Here is a 19,105-nt window from a genome sequence, read left to right on the forward strand (position 1 = left end):
GGAAAGTGCTTTTGCACGTTATGAACCCGCTCAACGGAAAGCCGGACGGCTCTCTGCCCATGGCCGTTTACCATACGCTTTATACTGAGAAATAGATCGGTTCTGGATTCGCGCAAATGCGATTTCTCTCTACCCGTGTTTATACAAAGCAAATCTGTACGCTTTCGATCTGCAAGAATGCAGAACAGCCCGTCCTGTTTCGGGGCAAAGGAGGAAAAATGGAACAAAACCGTATTTGGTGCGTCGAAGACGAAACCAGTATTCGAGATATTCTGATCTACACCCTGAAATCCTGCGGATTTGACGCCGAGGGATTTGAAGACGGCGCAGCGTTCTGGCAGGCGATGAACGAAGCCGAGACAAAACCGGATCTCGTGCTGCTGGACATCATGTTATGGCAGAGCGATGGCCTGACGATTTTGCAGCAGCTGCGCCAAAATCCGGACACCGCACAGATTCCGGTCATTATGACGACCGCCAAAGGGCGGGAAAGCGACAAGGTCAAAGCGTTTGAATATGGAGCGGACGACTATCTGGTCAAGCCCTTTGGAATGATGGAAATGGTTGCCCGGATCAAAGCGGTCCTGCGCCGCTGTCAGAATGCGGGTTCTGCCGAAAAGAAAAATTCGATTCTAGCGCTGGGGGATATCCGCCTCGATCCTTCGAGTCATAAAGCGTGGCTGGAAAAGAAGGAAGCGGAGGGAAAACCAGGCGAAGACAGGAAAATCGAACTCGAGCTGTCCCGCAAGGAATTTGATCTGCTCGCCCTTTTTCTGGAACATCCGCGAAAAGCGTTCAGCCGCGACGATCTTCTTTATGAAGTATGGAAAACGGATTTTGCGGGCGAAACGCGGACGGTGGACGTTCACATTCGATCCCTTCGCAGCAAGCTGCTCTGGGAAGGCGATCGAATCGAAACGGTACGCGGGATCGGCTATCGCATGAGGGAAGACGCATGACGCGCAAAATCTTTCAGTCGATTTTCGGCGCCTGTCTTCTCGTGCTCTCTCTGGCGGTTCTCATCTCGGTACGGATCATGTATCGCGGCTTTGTAGACGAACAGATCGGCACTCTCGACAGCGAAACCGCCCGGGTCGCTTCGGTACTCGACCGATCGGACGTGCAGGAACAGATCGATCTTCTGGATGAAGATTTTGAGCTGTTCAACCAGGGCGACCTGCGGCTGTGTCTGATCGATCCAGACGGGGAAGTCGTCTACGATTCCTTAAATATCGCCCACGAGAGCAATCATAAGGACCGTGAAGAAATCGCCGAAGCCAGAGAAAGCGGCAAGGGATTTTCGATTCGTCACTCCTCGACATCGAATACGGAAACGTACAACGCAGCCATGCGTCTGGCCAACGGAAGAATTCTCCGGCTGTCCCAGACCCATTCCTCGCTGATCATGCTTTTTGGACAGATGGTCATGCCGGTTCTGATTCTGATTCCGCTTCTGCTGCTTCTCAGCTATATTCTGGCTCGCCTTTTATCGCGGCACATCGTGACCCCGATCAATGCCATCGATCCCGCGAAACCGCTGGAAAACATTCCGTATGAACAGCTTCGTCCGCTTCTGGAACGTCTGGATGAAAACAACCGGCAAATTGCCGAGCAGATTGACGCGCTCGAAGAAAGCCAGATGGAATTTGATGCGCTGAGCGATTCGATGGATGAAGGGCTGATCATGGTCTGGAAAACGGGACGGGCAACGCTGATCAATCAGGCAGCCCGTGAGATTTTCGCTCTGCCCATGCAGGAAAAAAAAACAAAGGCTGGAAACGTAGCGTATGCAGCAGCTCAAAATCTTGATCCTTTAAACGATCAGTACACCCAGGCAGGAAAACAGACCGCCGAAGGGAAAGCCAAACCGAAAGGAAGGCTGAAAACGGAAGACGGTATTGATCTGTACGGTCACAGCCGTCAGCTCCGTCAGCTCATTCAGTGCGCGCTGGCAGGAGAAAGCCTGAAGGAACTTCGGCATAAAAAAGGAAAAATCTATTCGCTGGAAGCCCAGCCGATCTGGAAAAATCAGGAAGTGATCGGCGCCATGGTTCTCGCTCTGGATATTACGGACCGCCAGCAGGCAGCGATGCGCCGTCAGGAGTTTACAGCCAACGTCACGCATGAGCTCAAAACGCCGCTGCAGACGATTTCCTCAAGCGCAGAACTTCTGGCCAGCGGCATGGTCCGCAAGGAAGACGAATCCAGATTCCTTGGCTACATTCTTAAGGAATCCCGTCGTATGACGGAAATGGTCAGCGACATCATTACGCTTTCCCGGCTGGAAAACGAAAGAACAGAAGGCAATCCCAAATCCGATCTGTATGGGGCGGCCAAAGAGATCAGTGAAAATCTGAAAAGCGCAGCGGATCTGAAATCGATGACGATCGAATGCACCGGTGCATCAGTGGATGTCTGCGCCACCCGCACAGATCTGGAACGGATCCTGAAAAATCTGATGGAAAACGCGATCCGCTACGGCTTTGAAAACGGGCATATTCAGGTTTGCGTATCCGTACTGGACGCGAATACCGCCCTGGTCGAAGTGGCCGATGACGGGCCGGGCATTGACGAAAGTCTGCAGGATCGAATTTTTGAACGCTTTTTTACCGCCGACCCTTCCCGATCGAAAACGGGAACCGGTCTTGGTCTGGCGATTGTAAAACATACCCTCGAGAAGCTTTCCGGAACGATTCGTCTGGATTCCCAGCCGGGAAAGGGAAGCCGCTTCTTTGTGGAAATTCCGCGCTGGAAGCCGGAAGACGACATTCTGTACTGGTTCCGAACAATTGAGACCAGAAGAAAAGTTCTGTCCCTCGCAATCGACGGGCAGAACTTTTTTTGCGGCGGTTTTTCGATTTTTTTGAAGCGGCATTCTGGACGCAATCCGCCTGGAACAGGGAAGAAACGCTGGCCGGACGGAATCGCTCAGTCCAGTGAATCTCTCTTTCGTGCGATTCGTTTCTGTCTGAATTTCTCTATGCCGTTTTTGTAGACTATGTACATAAAGCCGTCTCCAGACTGCCAGGCGCATACTTTCAGAACGTTCAGACACTGCTCCAGATCGAACAGCAGGTCCTGGGATTCGAGTTCCTTTCGAACATCCAGCAAAATTACCAGAGCGTTCCAGGCGTTCTCTTCCGCATCGGCATATTCCTCCTGTTCAAGAGCAATTCTGGCGAGCAGATTCCATGTCCTGCCGGCCTGAAAATAGTGAAAGGAGGTTTTATTGATGTCATACATCATCGCGAAGAGACTGAGAGCCTGACTGGCGTGTTCATCGGCCTGCTCATACAGATGAAGATCGGTTTCGATGCAGACCTGCCGGTAGGTAATCCGGTCAAACAAAAAACAGTCCGCGTAAATCTGTGATCCCAGATTCAGTCATTCCGCCTGATCCAGGGCAATCCGATTGATGCGCAGCGCCTGTTCAAGATCGTTCAAGGACAAACACGCTTTGACAAGACGATCGAGCTGGATGCAGAGCGATCGGGTGCCTTCCACTGTACGGTTTTCTCCATAAAGCGACTGAAGAATCGTGCAGCTCTTCTGGTACAGTTCAATGGCTTCTTCTGTTTTCTGGCGGGCTCAAACGACATCCCCCAGTCCGGCGAGACTTTCTGCTTCATAACGCTGCAAATCCAAAGAGGGGCTGTTTCCCTTAAGCTCGTCGTACATCCGCAAAGCCCTGGAATAATACGCTTCGGCTTTATCCCAGTTTTCAGACAGCGCCTGGGCCTCGGCTGCCTGCAGACAGGCACAGGCAAATTCCTGTCTGGTTTTCAGACTGCAAAATTCTTCCATATTGGATTTGGCCATCTGCAACCCCCGGTACGCAAAATACGCGGACACGATGAAAAGATCCTGGTCCCTGTAAATCCAGCTGAGTTTAAGAAAAACTGCACGCAGTCGACGGAGCATCATGCACCGGGGATAAATCCGATGTTCGAGCAGTCTCTGATAATTCGAAAGCGCGTTCTCGTAATACGATTTCGCCTTGATCAGCATGTCCTCACGGTGCTGGACATACAGCGTCTCCCAGTAAAAATACAGGTCGCCAAAACATTCCTGAGCATACGAAAAATGATACAGAGCCAGAGAGGAACTGTCGTGTCCAAGTACAGTGACGCTAAGCTCATCCGCATGCCGATAGCTGCGTTCGGCTTCCAGATTTCGGCCGTTCTGGCGCGCAATTTCTCCTAAAGCGAGATATGTCGCCCACAAGTGCTGCCGGATTCGATCCATTTCCTCGTTATTTGGAACGATCAAATCGGCATTCTCTGGCCAGATGGACTTGTTTTGCCCATTCGACTCCCGGATCTTCAAGATTTCTTGATCCAGTACGAGCGACTGATTGATGTAATATTTCGAAACGGAGAAATCCTTCTGTCTCATGCAAAGTTCGGCGATAAAACGAAAAAGCCAGGAAGACTTCTGCTTCCATTCCAGAACGACCGGATCATCTTCTACAAAACGGGAATGGGGATCCGGATTAGCGGAGTCTAAACACGAGAGGGCATCCAGTGCGTGGAGAACGGCTTCATGAAGCTGGTCTTTTTCAGTTCGAAGCCGGGCTGCAAGCAGATGGGAAGGATAGTCGGGGTGCACCTCCACTCGTTTTTCGGCCCATTGTATCGCCTCATTGAGACTTGCCGGGACGCCTTTTCCTTAGAGATGAAGGAAAATCATTTCGTCCATTGCACTCGTGTGGTTCATTTCAGCTGCTTTTTGAAGGCAGGCGATGCCTTTTTCATAGTCGATCGGTCTTCCAATTCCGTTCATGCAGGCAAGACCCGTTCGGTAAAGCTGCTGAGCGCTGTCGGCAAAGGGATTTTTGGGGTCAGCCGGATTAAGTACAGGAAAATGGAGAGTTTCGTTTTCCTTTTGGTTCTGGAAACCGAAAGAGTCCTCCAGGCAAAAGATGCGGCAAGGATCTGCATCCAACATCTTTTTCTGGGTAAGCTGCCAGACGGGGATGAGCATTGCGTCCTGTTTCAGAAACGGGAAGCACCGCATTTCCCAGCCCGGATTTTTCTGAAAACGAAGCGAAAAAAAGGCGGTCGGAAATGGATCAGATAGAATCGTTTCCTGTGCAGCGGTGCGGCTTTCTGTCCTTTTGGCAAGGAGGTTCGAATACTTTGAATACAGGAAACGGGCAGCCTCAGGAAACCGATAGCAGAGAGTTTCGCCGGAGTCGTTGAATGGATCGGAACAGCCCGTATCGACATTTTGCATCCACAGATTTTGAGACAGAGCGGCCTGAACATCCTGGATCTGTCTGGAAGAAGGAAAAAGCGTATTGAGATAGTCCTGAAGCTTTTGTAAAAAGGACGGCTCTTTCGGATCTTCGCAAAAACGGGCGAGGGCGTGAAAAGCCGGAATATATTTCTGGAGAAAAGGAAAAACGTCCTGGTCGGCACAGATCGGAAGAAAGGGCAGGTGCAGCTTTTCAATCAACCGAAGAATCCAGTCTCGCGCAAAGCTTTCTTCACGTAAAAATTTCTGCGTGATCGGCAGGATAATCAGATTCATCTGCGAAAGATCCGAGACAAAACGGGAAAGGTCTTCGGGATGATCGGGATCTGGATCGTAATAAAGAATACATTGAGTAAGATCAAACAGATCTTGCCGGATGCTTTGAAAATGCGCCTGGAAATCTGCTGGATGCGCAGAAATATAAATCATTGGCCGGTACTCTCTCGAATAAACAAAATTTTGAATCGATTTCATGAAAATATCCTTTCTCCATTCCGCGCGCTTTCTCTTACAAAAGAATACCGATATAAACCATCAAAAATAAAGCCAGTTCATTTATGGATAATAAAGGATTAAGAATTGTCCTGTAATCGGAGGAAAGCGATCTGCACATTTCCAGAAAACAAAAGAGTCAGAAATTTTCATTTCATCAAAAAGAAAAGCACCAGATATCCAGTCCCGTCTTCCATTCACAACCTGCAGAACCGGTCTGCAAAGTCTTGAACAGAGACAGAGAAAGGAAATCTGGTGCTTTGTTTTGTCAGCGGCTAAAGGGCTGTTCCTCGTGCACAGGATCGATCGAGATTCCAGACCGTCTGGAAGGGAAAGCCGGTATTCTCAAAACAGCGTGTATGCCGCGTAAGCAGAAAGGAAATTAGAAGCGCAGACCGAATCCGTACTCGTAGTAGCTGCCTTCGGAATCACGGTAAGCGTATGCTTTTCCGTTTTCATCCTTGAGTTCTTCCGGCATGAATTCGTCTTTGGCATAACCCGGGATGTCGTTGTGGGAAATGCAGACACCTTCATTGTTTACTGCGATGACTTCATCGTTTTTCGGCAGCGTGATCGGCATTTTGCCAACCGGGCTGAAGCGGTTGAAGATGACATCGAGGTAAGCGCTGGTGTATGTATCGAATCCGGCGAGCAGAGCGTCACAGAACGGTTCGAGGTTCCCCGGCATCCAGGGCAGGGAAATGTTCAGCGTGCCGATGACTTTGCCGCCATGCGCATGAACGGCTTCAGCAACAGCCGGAATGCGGTTGATGCCGGCAGCTGTTGTTTCTTCGTGCGTGGTGTCGAGCGGTTTGCCGTCTTCGCTGAAGTCAGCAACAACTTTGCCATCGCAAAGATCGATTTCGAGCAGACCTTTGGTTGCGGAGAAGTAGTTGCCGGACTGCGGGGAAACCATCAGAATCGCGTAATCGGCTTTCGCATAGTCATCCGTAAGGGTGACGTTTTCCTTAGCGAATTCTTCTCTCAGGCTTGCGGTCCATTTTTCGCTGGCTTCAGCGGTCTGGTCGAAGCCTTCGATGTAGAACAGCTTGCCTTCGGTTTCCACAACGGGAAGGGTATTGTTCGTGTTCTTGAGCAGAACCACAGACTGACGGTGAACGTTCATCGCCTTGTCCCAGTCATTGCTGTGGGTGATGGCCTGTTCGGATACCTGCGGATCGCGGTATGGGTTTTCGAACATGCCCAGCGCGAATTTTTCTTCGAGCGTCTTTTCAACGGCACGGTTCAGTGCATCTTCACCGAGAGTGATCTGTTCGATCGTGTAGCCTTCTGGGATCGGGTGCGTATCGTAGTAGCCGTTTGTCGCGCGTTCCATCGCTTCTTTTGCGTAGGAAACGCCGTAGGATTCGGAAATCATATCTACGCCGTTGTTAATGGCCAGCGCAATACGTTCCGGACGGTCGAGAGCTTCTACGCCCCAGCCCATGTTGTCGATGATACCGGAGTCGGAGTTGATGTAGCCTTTGAAGCCGTGCTGATCTTTGAGCAGGTCGTTGATCATGTAGTCGTTGAACGCAAAGCCAACAGGAATCCAGCGGATTTCCTTGCCGTCCTTGCCGTACTGCGGTGCGCTCTTCTCTTTAGAAGGCTTCGCGTAGTAAGGCATGATCGAGCCGGCGTTGTAGCGAATGGCTGGGCCAAATCCTTTTGTGTGGTACTTTTCGAGAGATCCTTCGGTTGCGTATACGTTCCACTGACCTTCTTTGTAGTGCGGGTCGAAGCCGTTTTCACGAGCTCCGCCGCCTGGCCAGTGCTTGATCGTGAGCGCTACGCCATCCTGGGTAACGCCTTCCTTGGATCCCTGAACTGCAGGTACGAGTTCTTCGAAGATGGACTCGATCAGTTCTGGATTTTCGCCAAAGGTACCGTAAATACGCTGCCATCTTGGATCGGTAACGACGTCAGCCATGTACATGTAGCCTTTGCGCAGACCGGCTGCGTACCATTCCTTGCGGATGGATTCGCCAAATTCTTTTGCGATGCCCGTATTGTCGGTGCCAAGTACGGCAGCGGCAATACCCATTGTTCCAGGCCATGCCGGGAACGTACCAACGGAATCGTTCATACCGAATACGACTTTACCGTTTTCGTTACGGGAGTTTGTGGTCACCAGAACCGGGATAAAGTGTTCGTTGTTTTCCGCCTTGTTCTGCATCTGGTTGAGCCAGTCGGTCAGCTGTGCCGGTGTCGGGTTCGTACGCAGGATGAAATTTCTCATTCTGTCCTGACGTACGGCCTCGGTGGTTCCTGGCAGACGGTAGCCGGCGAAAATGGATACATTTTCGAGAATGTTTTCATCGAGCAGTCCGGTTTCGTCACTGAGGTTTTTCCCATCGGAACCGCCGGCAGGACGGCCCATGTACCCTTCGGTCGTGTACGGGTTGCGGCTGGTAACGAAAATCTGGCCGATTTTTTCCTCAGTGCTCATGGCATAGGTGAGGGCTTTGGCACGGGTTTTCGGATCAAGACGCCAGTCGGAGAAGGCTTTGAGCTCGCCGGATCCGTCAACGTCCTTAAAGAAAAGTCCTTCGGATTCGATGACCGGCTGATCGACAGTTGTGATGTCCGGTCCGTTTTCGTTATGGAAAGTTCTGATTTGTTCTGTTGCTTTCATTTTTACTGTTCCTCGCTTTCCGCTCTCCTGCAAGGGCTGCAGAAGAGTTTTATTCTGGCAAGACCAGAACTGAATCCGGAGTTTTACAAAGCTGCCAGAAGATTAAAGACAGCTAAAGAAGCCGTCGATATACGTTCTGTACAGCCTGAAAAATCCCTGAAAAAATGAATGATTCCTGAGATCCAGACAGCTGAGAATGTCAAGAAAATACTGATTCATCGGATTCGCTTTCATTGTAGACATTCACGGGCAGAATCTCTTTTTGCAAGCCTGCTCGAAGCAAGAAATGCAAGGTTTTGAGCAAGTCTTTACAAGTGGAAAACGCGAACGAATTTCCATTTTCGGCTGCGGATTTTCCACAAAGGGACGGAACTGGAAAGTCAGAGAACGGAAGGCGGAAAGACAGCGGACAGGATGTCAATTCGAATGTTCTGGAAAAAGAAACCGATTTCCGTAGTGAAGTCCGGTCTGGACTTCTCATGAGATTCACATAGTTCAACCTTGCAGAAACGGCTCAATTGTTTGGAAAAGCAGTCGAGTCGTTTTGCTTATATATAGATCAGCAAACGGAGCCATTTTCTTTTCGTAAAGTCAATGTGCTCGACACATGCCCGACTTTGTGGAAAGCAGGACGAAAGAAGGAAGATGACCTGTGCAGCATGTAAACGGGCAGTCGTAAGCAGGGAAACAATAGAACAAAAAATAATGGACTTGTTCGATTCGAATAACGGGATTTCAAAATACTGTTTAAGAGATCGGATGATATCCAATCCCAATCCGCAGACAGTAAATAAAATTCAACGCTTGTATTCCTTTTTTTGGCCCAGAACGCATGTCCGATCAAAAGGGGAATTCTGGAAAGCCAGACGGAATCGGCGACATTTCTTCAGGAGACTGGATATCCTTTTTCCGATCATAAGTTCTCGAAGAAAATGGGAGGTGCTGTGTCCGACGGCAAAAAATGCCTCCTGTATGAAAGGGGAAACAGGAAACTGTAAAAGCCAGGAATCCATATCAGCAGACGCTTGGAAGTGCGCAGGAACCGCAATATACACAACAGGAAACACAAACCCGAAAATTCGCGAAAAGACGCCAAATCCGCCTTCTGCACGCCTGCAGAAGACGGATTTTTTCAGGTGCGGTACTGGACTTTTTTCGAAGGATTTCAAAAGCCGGTCTGCAGCCGGGGCTTCGTTGACAAAACGGAAACAAGGGAATCCCCTCCAGGAATGCCCGCAGCAAAATTCCCTTGATCCGTTTTTTTCTGTACTCAAATGGTTTGACGGTGGGATAGCACAATCTGAAACAATTTAATTCACAATCTCATAACAACAATAAAGTATGTAAATAAATTAAGTTTTATAAACGGAGCGACTATAATCGGAACCGCAGGAAAATGAAACGATCGGCACAAAATGCAGTTCGTTCTGGGAAGGACATAACCCCCAGAAAACGGCACAAACGTTCACATTTTTCAAAAATGACAAACCCTTTCATTTCTTTCCCTGGCCAGCACCGTTCAACTTCGGCGGCATGGCTGTGCAATCCGGATATCAAACAACTCGAATAGAACTAATTAAAATTCAAAACGTCGACAAATACGGAAATCCAGTGGGAATCCCGCCTTAGCTAGCGCAAGAAATTCAATGTTTTGCACAATTTAAACAATTTCGATAAAGCGTTTGCACTTTTAGAATGTGAACATAAAGTTAATGAACAGGAATAATAAAAGCGGTTACAAGGCTGTTTCACTCAGCAGCATTCAGCTTTACTTCTCTTTAACTTTTTAGAACAAGTACAGACGTACAGAAAGGACAGAACATGAGAAATTACCTCACCTTAAACGAAGGCTGGCAGTTCTCTAAAGAAGCTCCCAAAAATTTTGTGGAAGTTTCCGAAACTGCTTACTCGGTAGATCTGCCTCACACTTGGAACAAGTATGACGGAACAGACGGCGGTTCGGATTATCAGCGTGGAACTTTCTACTACACGATTGATGTTCCGACATTCGAAATGAAACCGGGAAGCCGCGTTTACATCGAATTCAAAGGGGCAAACTCCTCGGCAGACATTTATGTCAACGGAACGAAGGCCGGACGTCATGAAGGCGGCTACTCCACTTTCCGCTTCGACATCACAGATCTGCTCAACAAGCAGCTCGGTGCTGACAACATCATCACCGCTGCAGTGGACAACTCCGCAAATCACATCTACCCCCAGACAGCGGACTTCACGTTCTACGGCGGCCTCTACCGCGGTGTAGATCTGATCGTTGTGGAAGACACTCACTTTGATCTGGATTACCTGAGCGGACCTGGCTTCGCAATGGATTCCAAAATCCTCAACGAAAACAACGATGCAAAAGTCAATGTAACCACTTATGTAACGAATCCGAAAAAGATCAACCGCGTAGAAGTAACCATCTACGACGAAGAAGGAAACATTGCTGCAACACAGACCAAACCGGCGAAAGAAACGACTTCCTTCGAGTTTGATCTGAAAAACGCGCACCTCTGGAACGGCGTAAAAGATCCTTACCTCTACACCGTTGTATGCCGCGTGATGGAAGACAACGAAACGGTTGACGAAGTTTCCGGCCGCCTCGGTATCCGTGAATTCCACGTAGATCCGCTGAAAGGCTTCTTCCTGAACGGTGTTCTTACTCCGCTGCGCGGCGTGAGCCGTCACCAGGACCGTGCCAGCAAAGGCAACGCACTCGATTACGAAGATCATCTGGAAGATGCGCTTCTGATCAAGGAACTCGGCGCCAACACCATCCGTCTGGCTCACTACCAGCACGCTCAGGAATTCTACGATCTCTGCGATGAACTCGGTCTGATCGTATGGGCAGAAATTCCATTCATCTCCGCGGAAATCGCAGGCGAAAACGCCTTCGAAAACGCGAAAGAACAGATGAGAGAGCTGATTGTTCAGAACTACAACCATCCTTCCATCGTTACCTGGGGCATTTCCAACGAAATCACCATCGGCGGTGAAAACGAAGGTCTCTACGAGCACCTCTGCGAGCTGAACGACATCGTTCACGAAATGGATAAAACCCGTGTTTCCACAATGGCACAGGTTTCTCCGCTTCCTATGACGAGCAACCACAACCAGCTCACGGATATCCTCTCCTACAACCATTACTTCGGCTGGTACGGCGGAACCGTGGAAGACAATGACGGCTGGTTCGACACATTCCACGCAAACTACCCGGAACGTGCCCTCGGTATTTCCGAATACGGCTGCGAAGGCAACATTTCCTTCCATTCCGACAAGCCTTGCCGCGGCGACTACTCCGAAGAGTATCAGGCTCTGTACCACGAACACATGGCCAAAATGATCGACGAGCGTCCATGGCTGTGGGCTACTCACATCTGGAACATGTTCGACTTCGGTGCGGACAACCGTGACGAAGGCGGAGTAAAAGGCCGCAACAACAAAGGTCTGATGACCTTCGATCGCAAAACCAAGAAAGACTCCTACTTTGTTTACCAGGCGTACTGGTCTGAAACACCGATGATCCACATCGCTTCCAAACGTTTCAGAAACCGTGCAACAGACACCATCAATATCAAGGTTTACACAAACCAGAATGCTCCGGTTGTTCTGCTGCGCGACGGCGAAGAAGTAGCTTCTCTGCCTGCTGCGAAAGTTGTTGAGTTCAAGGACATTGCTCTGCACGACGGCGAAAACCATTTCACGGTTCAGTGCGGCAATCTGACAGACCGTGCTGTCTTTGAAAAAGTGGCTGAACCGGAAGAAAGCTACATCTACGTGGATGAAAACCCAGGCGGCGTAACCAACTGGTTCGACGATCTGAACCTGGATGAAGTAGAAGCCGTAACCATCAACCCGGACTTCTACTCCCTCGAAGACACCTTTGGCGACATCCTCAAAAACGAAGAAGCTACGCTGGTTCTTTCCAACGGACTTTCTTCCCTGGCCAACATGAATATGAAACCGGCTATGCTCGGCATGTTTGTAACGAAGAAATTCTCGGATCTTGCCACGATGATGACTGGCTTTGGAGGTCAGGCACCGGATCCAAAAGTGCTCGAAGGCAAGATCAACTACATCAACTCTCAGCTTCAGAAAATTAAGAAATAAGGGTAATCCCGCAGTTTCATTAATGCGCACGTTTTACCGCTTTACGTCTGCCGTCCTGGCCGGAGCTGCTGATGACTCCAGAACTCTAGTCAGGAAAAGGCGGGCTTACAGATTGATTCAATCCGCATCTTAAATACGAAAGGTTATATCGCATGAAAATTGAAAATCCTGCAAATATTACCCTGAAGCCGTTCGGTCTGAAAGACAAAATCGGCTACATGATGGGTGATTTAGGCAACGACTTCTTCTTTATCATGGCGTCCAGCTTCCTGACGATTTTCTACACAAACGTCCTGGGTGTATCGGGAGCCATTGTCGGAACTCTGTTCCTCGTAGCACGCTGTGTTGATGCCTTCACCGATATCGGTATGGGTCAGCTCGTAGACCGCGCTGTCGCTCACGCTGACGGCCGCTACCGCGTTTGGATCAAACGCATGATGATCCCGGTTGTATGCTCCGGTATCCTTCTGTTCGTACCATGGGTAGCTAACCTGCCTATGGCATGGCGAATTGTTTACATCTTCGTTACTTATATTCTCTGGGGAAGCTTCATGTATACCTCCATCAACATTCCTTACGGATCGATGGCTGCTGTACTGACTGACGATCCTGTTCAGCGTTCTTCTCTCTCTACCTTCCGCTCCCTTGGCGCTGCGTTCGCCGGTGCTATCGTTGGTTCTCTGACACCGATGATCATCTACGACAAGCTGCCAGACGGCGATCAGGTTATGAACGGCAACAAAGTCTTCATGGTTGCCTGCGTATTCGCGGTACTGGCTCTGATCTGCTACTACCTCTGCTACTCCTGGTCCACAGAGCGCATCGTTGTAGATAAGCCGGAAGGCAAGAAACAGACGATGGGTGACATTGTTAAAGCGCTCGCTACAAACCGCGCGCTCGTTTCCATCATCGCTGCAGCCATTCTCCTGCTGCTCTCGATGCTTCTGACTCAGTCTTTCAACATGTATCTTTACCAGGACTACTTCCGTGATATCACGGCAATGTCCACTGCCGGTCTGCTTTCCACAGCCTGCACGCTGATTCTGGCTCCGTTCTCCGGAACGCTGACCAAAAAATTCGGTAAGAAAGAATCTGCATCCGCTGCCCTGATTTTTGCCGGCGCCCTGTATCTGATCATGTTCTTCCTGAAGATTTCCAACCCATGGGTATTTGTTGGATTCCTGCTCTTTGCAAACATGGGATCCGGTCTGTTCAACCTGATGATCTGGGCGTTCATCACCGACATCATTGACTACCAGACGTATAAAACAGGCCACAACGATGGCGGTACCATCTACGGCGTATACTCCTTCGCTCGTAAAATCGGTCAGGCTCTGGCCGGCGGCCTTGGCGGTTTCGTACTGACCTGGATCGGCTACCAGTCTTCCACAGCTGGTCAGGTTGTTACGCAGACTCCGGAAGTTCTCAACAGCATCTACAGCGTTGCGACTCTGGTTCCTGGCATCTGCTACATTCTGATCGCTCTGATCCTCATCTTCTGGTACCCGCTGGGCAAGAAGAAAGTACTCGAAATCAAAGAAGCGCTCCACGAAAGAGCACAGGCTTCGAAGTAATTCGATTGCACAAACTGAATTCTCACTGAAGGCGTTCCCTGAAAAGGCGAATGCCTTTTTTGGATCTCCAGAACTTCGCAGCAGGTTTACCTGCGGCTGTGAATGTTCATGCCTTTTCCTCTAGCCTGTCTTCTTGTCGCGTTTAGTGCGTTGTCCGCCTCTCCGGTCTGCTTGCTTTGCCGCTTGTGGCCCGTCTTTGAGCGAAACTTCGGACGCAATTCGAAAAGGTCAAAGTAAAGCAAAAAGTCAGATGGGCGATTTATCATAGAAGACAGGAGGGAAACCAGGATGGAACAAATTCAAAAATCAATTCGCGAAGCTTTAAGTGAAGAGATCTTAAAGCAGGTCATCGCGGATACGTATAAAGCGATGGAAGCCAATTACAAGGCGATCAGCTCCAAAGCTTCCGGCATGGCGGATGTGCACACCTATCAGGAACTTCTTGATTACTGCTACCAGCAGGTCGGTCTGTATCTCGACAACCCAGATAATATGAAAAAGGTACTGCTCGAGACCAATAACATTCCGACTGCCTATCATTCCATGACCGAAGCGGAAGCCTTCAAGGAAATCTGTACCGAAGAATACCGCGGCTTTCCGCGTGTCATTATGATGACGGTTCTCGCCGGCAGCGAAGCCGCAGCAGCGTATGCGGCTGCGCAGTACTTCGAAGACAACGGCTTTGATCTTTCCTTTGTCGAATACGAAGACCGCATGGGCGCCACCTATCAGAAATACGTGAAAGATGCGATTGCCTACGGCCGCGGCGACGACAAGAAAGTCGTTTTCACCGGAGAACAGCAGTAAGAAGAAACGATCGGCATGCCGGAACTGCCTGCCGGATCCCGCTAAGAAGTTAAACAGCGAAGAGCGTACGCAAACCGTCTCTTCGCTGTTTTCGTTTCTGTTCAACAGACAGAAGATGCCCGCAAATACAACCCGGATCCAATCGAAAAATACGGGTTTGCCTGATCGTCGGACCAGGGCAGGAAAAGCAGATCTGTCCATGGGAGATTATCGGTTTCCATTCGGTATGCAAAAGTGAATTTCTTTGACTGAAAGGTCTGGAAATTCCTTTAGATTCCCTGTAAACTCTGAACCCTGACCGTTATTTTTCATCGCCCTGCGTGTATGATTTTCTTTACATTTTTCGGTGGGTTTCCTCTGAAAAAATGAGGGGGTTCCGTTATGGAATTTATGAAAGATTTATCCTGCCGTAAGAAAAAAACAGACTCCGGGCGTCAGAAAATTTTCTTTTTGTCTATCTATACTGAACACTGCCAGTGAGGCAAAAACAGCGGTTCAAATCGTCCAGTTCAGAAAAAGCGTTTTCTGAATTCAATTCTTTTACAGAATAATATTCAGTAATCCGTCGTTTAAAATAATCCAAATCCGTAATGTTTTCTTTTCCTTAGGAAAGCGCGTCTCATTTCTGCGAAAATCATGATTCCTGAACGGGAAATACGCATTTTTCTTAGATACCGGCATTTTGACCGTCATTTTATGGCGTCTGTAATAATTAAAGATTATATTGAATGTAAAGAACGGATAAAAACTGGAAGGAAGAAAAGGAGGGGTGGCAATGAAAAAGTCCAGCAGCCCTGCCGTTCAACGCTTTTTTCAGGTTCTGGTCACTCTGGCTGTCTGTGCGGCAGGCATTCTGATCGGACAGCTGCTTCGCGAAACCGGCGCCCCGGCAGAAACCATCGTCTGCATTTACATGCTTGTCGTCGTGATCTGCGCTTCCGTTAGCACCGGTTACGCGTATGGAATTCTCTCTGCGCTGATCTGCACGTTCGCCTATAATTTCTTCATTAGCGTACCGCATTACTCTCTGGCTCCGATTTCTCCCTATTTCATTCTGACCGCCAGTGTCGTCTTTATCGTTTCCATACTGATTTCTTCCATCACCAGCAAAGTCAAGGAAGGGGAAGTCCTTGCCCGCAAACGGGAAGAGGAAACGAACGTTCTCTATCATCTCGCCAGAGACCTTTCCGGCGAGATGTCCATCGATGCTGCCATCGAAATTACCCTTACCAATATAGCCAGCGTATTTCAGACCGACTGCCGCATGCTTCAGTTTGACGAAAACGAAGTTCCGCTGCGCACGTTTGTTCTTCTTGAAGACTCCCGACTGAATAAGGAGGCTGTGACGAATGTCGATCGCGATTTTGCGGAATATAAAAGCCGTCCGGCAAAAGGCTATTACGTTAACGAAACACAGTACGAATGGCCGATGTATTCCCAGAACGGAAAAGTCATCGCCGCGGTCGCCATTCCCGTCGAGACGATTCATCGCATGACTCCTCTGGACATTCAGATGGTTTCTACGATGGTCGAAACAGCCGCTATTGCCTTTGACAAAATCATCCTGGCGCGTATTCAGCAGCACGACCAGCATCTGGTCAGCCAGGAACGCTATCGCACCAACCTGCTGCGCTCCATCTCGCACGATCTGCGAACGCCGCTGGCCGGCATTTCCGGAACCGCGGAAGTACTTATGGAAGAGCTCGAACCGGGAACATCGCCGTACGAGATGGCCCATAACATTCGAAAGGAAACAATCTGGCTTTATAATCTCGTCCAGAACGTTCTGTCCTTAACCAAGCTTCAGAACAGCAACTTCGCCATCAAGGCACAGGTCAACATTTTGGAAGAAGTCGTAGATTCGGCTGTGGAAACGATGGAAATTCGACTGCCGGAACGCAAGCTCAACAAGATTTATACCGACGAGCTGATCGCCTGCAAGCTCGATCCTTCGCTGCTCAAGCAGGTCGTGATCAACCTGATCGATAACGCCAACAAGTATTCGCCGGTCGACATGCCGATCGAAATCGTCATTCGCCGCTCAAAAGGAAATCCAGCGATGGCCGAAATTCTCATCCGGGATTTTGGCGATGGTCTTTCCCAGGCGGAACTCGATAAGATTTTTGAAATGTTCTATACGACGAAGGCGAAAAATAAGAAAGCCATTCGCGGCTATGGACTTGGTCTGCCGATCTGCGATTCCATCATGAAAGCGCATGGCGGGTCGATCCAGGCCCGCAACCGGGAAGACGGAAAGCACGGCGCTGTGTTCATTCTTGAACTGCCAGTCGCCGATCTTTCTGGAACAGTCGCTCAGGCCTGAGTCGCTTCTTCGCCGCTTTTCTCTTATTGTGAAACAAAACAGCCGCTCGATTTGCGCGTGCATCGTCTCTTGACGATCTGCATTCGGATCGAGCGGCTTTTTCTATGCTACAGATTCCATATGAATCGGCGTCAGAAATTAAAACGAGAATGCCGCTGAAACAAAAATAGGGTGAATTATAAACAGGATTGGACAAAAGAAATATCGCAGGCAATCTTCAGGAGAATGTAAAGTGTTTTCATAAATTTATGTATTTTTAACGAGTTCTTTAAAGATCCCAAGTAAAATGAACTCATCCTATAATTATTCGTCCTGAGATTTAAGGACAAGAAAGGTGTTTTATGACGAGTTTCAAATCCGCCTGGAATCAGGCGATGAAACAGAAGAAAAGTTTCTTCCTGTTTATTGGACTGGCCGTTGCAGTCAGTTTTCTCATGGGCCTGTGGAGCCTGCTGCTGAACTGGATCTTTGGCAAGTCCAGCTTCTTAACGTTTTTTCTGTCTGTGCTGAACTTCTGCGTCAGCTACTTCCTGGTTGTATCTGCCTTCCACATTCTCAAGGAGACCGTTGTGGATCAGAAACCGATGGATTTTCAGCAGATGATTACTGCGTTTTTCGAATATCCGTGGAAAAATCTGAAAACGTTCGCGGGTACCTATCTGATCTGGTTTCTCGCAATTCCGTTTGTGGTCGAACTGCTGATCGGCGTATTCTGCGGCGTGTTTATCGTCCTGATTGCCTCCCTTCTGGGCTATGGCTCGATCGAATATTATCTGTATTACTTTTTAAATGATCCGTTTTCAGGAATGCTGGGCGGAGCGACCGTTCTGATTCTTCTTATGGTCTTCCTCTTCCTAGCGCTGAATATTTTCACCGTGACGATCGAGTATTACGGTCTGTATAAGCTCGGTGCCATCGCAAATGAGAATAAAGGCTATAAGCCGTCCGTCTCCGAATGCCTGAAGCTTGGCCTTGTTCCGCTGGCTATAGTCGCGATCAGCGTTGCGCTTGCCGTCGTACTGATTCTGCTTGCAGCTCTTCTGGGCCTGCCGGCCGTACTGGTCGTTCTGATCATGTCATTTCTCATCGTCCTTTGCGTGGCGATCTGCGTATTCGCGCTGATCTATCGCTACGCTGCCATGGTAAAAATTCTCATGGACACAAAGCCTTCCACAAAAGCTCCAATGGCTCCTCCAGTGATGAATCCGAATCATCCTGTTCCAAACGGCGGACAGGCCGTTCCTCCAGTCAGAGAAGAAGTGAATTCTGCTCCGGCTTCGAATCCTTTACCGGTTATTCCCACATCAGACCATGCGGCATCAGAAAAGAAAGCGACGCCGGTTTCTGAAGAGAAAAAGCCGGAATCCATCAATCCGTACGCGCTGCACGCACAACCTGCTGCAAACAATCCGGCTGCAAACAATCCGGATCCAGACAAACCAGCCAAATCGGATGGAAAACCGGATCTGACGAAAACGGCCGAAGAAGAAACAGATGTCGCTGCAGTAGAGCAGACCGATCTGGAAACTCTGACCAGCGGCAAGGAAATTGAGATCGAAGAATCGGCAGCTGTCAAAGAAGAGACAGAATTCAGCCATCCTGCAGAAGATCCAGAATCGGGAAATTCTTCCAAACACGAGCAGCACGCTGCACGTCTTGCACCGCGCGATGAAGCAGCCAACGCCGCTGCAAGTTCCTTTGGTCTTCATAACGATCAGGGAAACTGATTTCAGGCTTAAAACTTGTTACTAATCCTTGTCGAAGGATCGAAATTCCATTTCAAAACCAAAGCGGGCGGCTGGCCAGTAAACCAGTCGCCCGCTTTTCTTATGCATTGGGAAAGAATGCCTCCTTATGTAAGTGTCAAACAATCGACGGGTATACGCGAGACTGAATATTAGATACGCT

At 49.2% G+C, this 19,105-nt stretch carries 11 protein-coding genes; 7 read left to right on the plus strand and 4 right to left on the minus strand.

Features of this window, described 5'->3' with window-relative positions; all coding sequences use genetic code 11:
* Nucleotides 1–218: 218 nt before the first annotated feature.
* A complete protein-coding gene (locus Q2J39_RS03160; RefSeq protein ID WP_230267096.1) occupies nt 219–959 on the plus strand; it encodes a winged helix-turn-helix domain-containing protein in 741 nt (246 codons plus the stop codon).
* Nucleotides 956–2,995, plus strand: a complete 2,040-nt coding sequence (locus Q2J39_RS03165) for a cell wall metabolism sensor histidine kinase WalK (RefSeq protein WP_288339086.1) — start codon at nt 956–958, stop codon at nt 2,993–2,995. Before Q2J39_RS03160 ends, Q2J39_RS03165 begins: the two co-directional genes overlap by 4 nt.
* On the opposite strand, the gene Q2J39_RS03170 is transcribed toward Q2J39_RS03165, so the two are convergent.
* The 4 genes from Q2J39_RS03170 to Q2J39_RS03185 all read right to left on the minus strand — a co-directional run bounded on the left by Q2J39_RS03170 (nt 2,929) and on the right by Q2J39_RS03185 (nt 8,383).
* Entirely contained in the window at nt 2,929–3,348 is a 420-nt protein-coding gene (locus tag Q2J39_RS03170; RefSeq protein ID WP_230267094.1) for a hypothetical protein, read from the minus strand. The genes Q2J39_RS03165 and Q2J39_RS03170 overlap by 67 nt on opposite strands.
* 240 nt (nt 3,349–3,588) lie before the next feature.
* Nucleotides 3,589–4,614, minus strand: a complete 1,026-nt coding sequence (locus Q2J39_RS03175; protein WP_288339085.1) for a hypothetical protein — start codon at nt 4,612–4,614, stop codon at nt 3,589–3,591.
* A gap of 54 nt (nt 4,615–4,668) precedes the next feature.
* Nucleotides 4,669–5,730, minus strand: coding sequence for an SEL1-like repeat protein (locus Q2J39_RS03180; RefSeq protein WP_288339084.1), 1,062 nt, complete (start codon nt 5,728–5,730; stop codon nt 4,669–4,671).
* Between the two features lie 400 nt (nt 5,731–6,130).
* Complete coding sequence (locus Q2J39_RS03185; protein WP_288339083.1) at nt 6,131–8,383, minus strand: glycoside hydrolase family 3 N-terminal domain-containing protein; 2,253 nt, start codon at nt 8,381–8,383, stop codon at nt 6,131–6,133.
* Nucleotides 8,384–10,204: 1,821 nt separating this feature from the next.
* Between Q2J39_RS03185 and Q2J39_RS03190 the strand changes: the two genes are divergently transcribed.
* The 5 genes from Q2J39_RS03190 (at nt 10,205) to Q2J39_RS03210 (ending at nt 18,924) form a co-directional block, all read left to right on the plus strand.
* The gene (locus Q2J39_RS03190) at nt 10,205–12,493 is read left to right on the plus strand and encodes a glycoside hydrolase family 2 protein (protein ID WP_288339082.1); all 2,289 of its coding nucleotides are present in this window, start codon (nt 10,205–10,207) and stop codon (nt 12,491–12,493) included.
* Between the two features lie 152 nt (nt 12,494–12,645).
* Complete coding sequence (locus Q2J39_RS03195) at nt 12,646–14,067, plus strand: MFS transporter (protein WP_230267089.1); 1,422 nt, start codon at nt 12,646–12,648, stop codon at nt 14,065–14,067.
* A 288-nt stretch (nt 14,068–14,355) separates the two neighbouring features.
* On the plus strand, nt 14,356–14,874 hold the full coding sequence (locus tag Q2J39_RS03200; protein ID WP_230267088.1) for a hypothetical protein: 519 nt from the start codon (nt 14,356–14,358) through the stop codon (nt 14,872–14,874).
* Between the two features lie 775 nt (nt 14,875–15,649).
* Nucleotides 15,650–17,197: an ATP-binding protein gene (locus Q2J39_RS03205; protein WP_288339081.1), complete on the plus strand. Its 1,548-nt coding sequence runs from the start codon at nt 15,650–15,652 to the stop codon at nt 17,195–17,197.
* A gap of 341 nt (nt 17,198–17,538) precedes the next feature.
* On the plus strand, nt 17,539–18,924 hold the full coding sequence (locus tag Q2J39_RS03210) for a hypothetical protein (protein WP_288339080.1): 1,386 nt from the start codon (nt 17,539–17,541) through the stop codon (nt 18,922–18,924).
* Nucleotides 18,925–19,105 lie beyond the last annotated feature (181 nt).

The organism is uncultured Allobaculum sp., assembly GCF_948576815.1.
GTDB classification, from domain to species: Bacteria; Bacillota_I; Bacilli_A; order Erysipelotrichales; family Erysipelotrichaceae; genus Allobaculum; species Allobaculum fili.